Annotated in this window: 2 protein-coding genes; both read right to left on the reverse strand. The window is 76.9% G+C overall.

Going from position 1 to position 3,035, the window contains the following annotated elements; all coding sequences use genetic code 11:
- Positions 1-134: 134 nt before the first annotated feature.
- Positions 135-1,775: a phosphoglucomutase (alpha-D-glucose-1,6-bisphosphate-dependent) gene (pgm, locus tag ACZ56B_RS30570; protein WP_468797566.1), complete on the reverse strand. Its 1,641-nt coding sequence runs from the start codon at positions 1,773-1,775 to the stop codon at positions 135-137.
- A 92-nt stretch (positions 1,776-1,867) separates the two neighbouring features.
- A complete protein-coding gene (locus tag ACZ56B_RS30575; protein ID WP_468797569.1) occupies positions 1,868-2,287 on the reverse strand; it encodes a hypothetical protein in 420 nt (139 codons plus the stop codon).
- Between the last annotated feature and the right edge of the window lie 748 nt (positions 2,288-3,035).

A 3,035-nucleotide genomic window follows, 5' to 3' on the forward strand; every position in this document is an offset into this window, starting at 1 on the left:
CCCCCCCCCCCCCCCCCCCCCCCCCCCCCCCCCCCCCCCCCCCCCCCCCCCCCCCCTCCCCCCCCCCCCCCCCCCCCCCCCCCCCCCCCCCCCCCGACCCCCCCCCACGGCCGGTGGGCGGGCGGGGCGGTGGTTCAGCCGTCCAGTGCCGCGAGGACCACGGCCTTGGCCTCCTCCTGCACCTGACGGAGGTGGTCGGGGCCCCGGAACGACTCGGCGTAGATCTTGTAGACGTCCTCGGTGCCCGACGGGCGGGCGGCGAACCAGGCGCTGTCCGTGGTCACCTTGATGCCCCCGATGGGCGCGCCGTTGCCGGGGGCCTCGGTGAGCACCGCGGTGACCGCCTCCCCGGCGAGGGTGTCCGCGGTGACCTGTGCCGGGGAGAGCCGCGCGAGGCGCGCCTTCTCCTCGCGGGTCGCCGGGGCGTCGATCCGCTCGTAGGCGGGTTCGCCGAAGCGGGCGGTGAGCGCGGCGTAGTGCTCGGAAGGGGTCTTCCCGGTGACCGCCGTGATCTCGGAGGCCAGCAGCGCCAGGATGATGCCGTCCTTGTCGGTGGTCCACACCGAGCCGTCCCGGCGCAGGAAGGAGGCACCGGCCGACTCCTCGCCGCCGAACCCGAGGGAGCCGTCCACGAGTCCGTCCACGAACCACTTGAACCCGACGGGCACCTCGACCAGTTCGCGCTTCAGGTCGGCGGCGACCCGGTCGATCATCGCGGAGGACACCAGCGTCTTGCCGACGCCGGCCGCCGACGGCCACTGCCCGCGGTGCGCGTAGAGGTAGCCGATCGCGGTGGCGAGGTAGTGGTTGGGGTTCATCAGCCCGGCGTCCGGGGTGACGATGCCGTGCCGGTCGGCGTCGGCGTCGTTGCCGGTGGCGATGTCGAAGCGGTCGCGCTGCCCGATGAGGGACGCCATGGCGTACGGGGAGGAGCAGTCCATGCGGATCTTGCCGTCCCAGTCCAGGGTCATGAACCGCCAGGTGGGATCGGTGAGCGGGTTGACCACCGTGAGGTCGAGGCCGTGCTGTTCGGCGATCCGGCCCCAGTAGGCGACGGACGCCCCGCCCAGCGGGTCGGCGCCGATGCGGACGCCGGCCGCGCGGATCGCGTCCAGGTCCAGCACGCTCGGCAGGTCGGCGACATAGGCGCCGAGGAAGTCGTACCGGCCGGTGCCGGGAGCGGCGAGGGCCCGGGCGTACGGGATGCGGCGGACGTCCTCGAGGCCGCCCCGGATGATCTCGTTGGCCCGGTCCTGGATCCAGCCGGTCGCGTCCGAGCCCGCGGGGCCGCCGCTCGGCGGGTTGTACTTGAAGCCGCCGTCGCCGGGCGGGTTGTGCGACGGGGTGACGACGACGCCGTCCGCGAGTCCCGTGGTGCGGCCCCGGTTGTGGGTGAGGACGGCGTGCGAGACCGCCGGGGTCGGGGTGTAGCCGTCGGCGCTGTCGATGAGCACCGTGACCCCGTTGGCCGCGAACACCTCCAGGGCGGTGACCCGGGCGGGCTCGGACAGCGCGTGGGTGTCGGCCCCGAGGAAGAGCGGGCCGTCGGTGCCCTGCCGGGCGCGGTACTCGCAGATGGCCTGGCTGGTCGCGGCGATGTGGTCGTCGTTGAACGCGGCCGCCACCGACGCACCGCGGTGTCCCGAGGTCCCGAACGCCACGCGTTGTCCCGGGTCCTCGGGATCGGGGTGCAGCGCGTAGTACGCCGTGACCAGACGAGCGACGTCCACGAGGTCCTCGGGGCCGGCCGGGCCGCCCGCTCGCTCGTGCTGCATGTGCCCACTCCTTGGCAGGGGTCGGTTGTCCGCTTGCGGACACATCTTTCCTCTTCCGGGCCGCCGCGCGCGAGCGGGGCCCGCCCCGGCCGTCAGATCCGTCCGCCGGTCATCCGGGTGAGGGGGCCGTGGGTGTGGCGTTCCGCGCGGCGGCCCACCGCGTAGGACGCGGCGCTCAGCGCGGTCAGGCCGGCGCCGACACCGGCGGCGACGAGCTTGCGGTTCGCGATGACCGTCCAGGCGGTCCGGGCGGTGGCGGCGACCTGGCCCGAGGTGGCGACGACCGCGCGGCGGCCCGCCTCGACGCCCTTGGCCGCGTTCTGCACGGCGCCGTTCGCCGCGCGTCCGGCGCCCGACGCGGCCGCTGACGCCGTGTCACCCGCCTTGGTGGCGGCCTTGCCGGCCGCCCGCCCGGCGGGGGCGGTCGCCTTGTCCGAGGCCTCCCGGGCCTTGGACGCGGCGGTCCGGGTGGACGTGGTCTTCTGGCTCGAGTTCTTGTTCTGTTCGCTCATGGACACCGCTTTGCCGCTGACTTCGGCGGCAAACACGCCCGGGCGCGCGGTCCGCTCCCGCGCGGGCGGGGCCGGCGTCCGTTCCGGCGCGCCGCCCGCGCACGCCGTACCGCGGCAGCGGCGGACCGTGCCCCGGCCGGCGGCCGGGAGCACGGACTCCCCCGCCCGCCGGTGGGGCCGGTGCGGGGCGGTGACGCCGACGAAGAAGCCGACCAAGGGGAGGAACGGGGGCCATCTGTCCGGCAGTTCGCGCACGGCGTGTTCCGCGCGGGTCACCCGCGCCTCGGACGGGGGGGTGAGGAGGCGCCGAACTCCGGTGCCCGGAAAGGCTCCTGGAAGGGTCCGGGCCGGGGCGGGCGGGCCCCGCCTGCCGCGGGGTCCGGTCCCGCCGGCGCACGGCGTGCGGCAGCCCTCCCGCGCGGGGTGTGGGGGTAGCCGGCCGGGGCGGGCCGCGGCGCCGGCCGGTGGCCGTCCGGGAAGGCCGCGGTGGGGTGCGAACGCCCCGTCGCCCCGCACCGGGTCGTCACGGGCGAGGGCCTCCGTTCCGTCCCGGGTCGTCACGGGCGAGGGCCTCCGTCCCGCCTCGGGCCGGACGGCGCCCGCCGCGCGTACCGGCCCCGCGCGCCGCCGCGCACGAGGACGGCCCGTGGAGCGTGGACGTCCGCGCGCCCCGGGCCCGGGGCGCGAGGGCCGCGGGGGGGAAGAGTGGGTCTGTCCGCGCTTCCTCGGTGCTGAGTACGCACGCCGG

It is taken from the genome of Streptomyces sp. NPDC034670 (assembly GCF_055574875.1).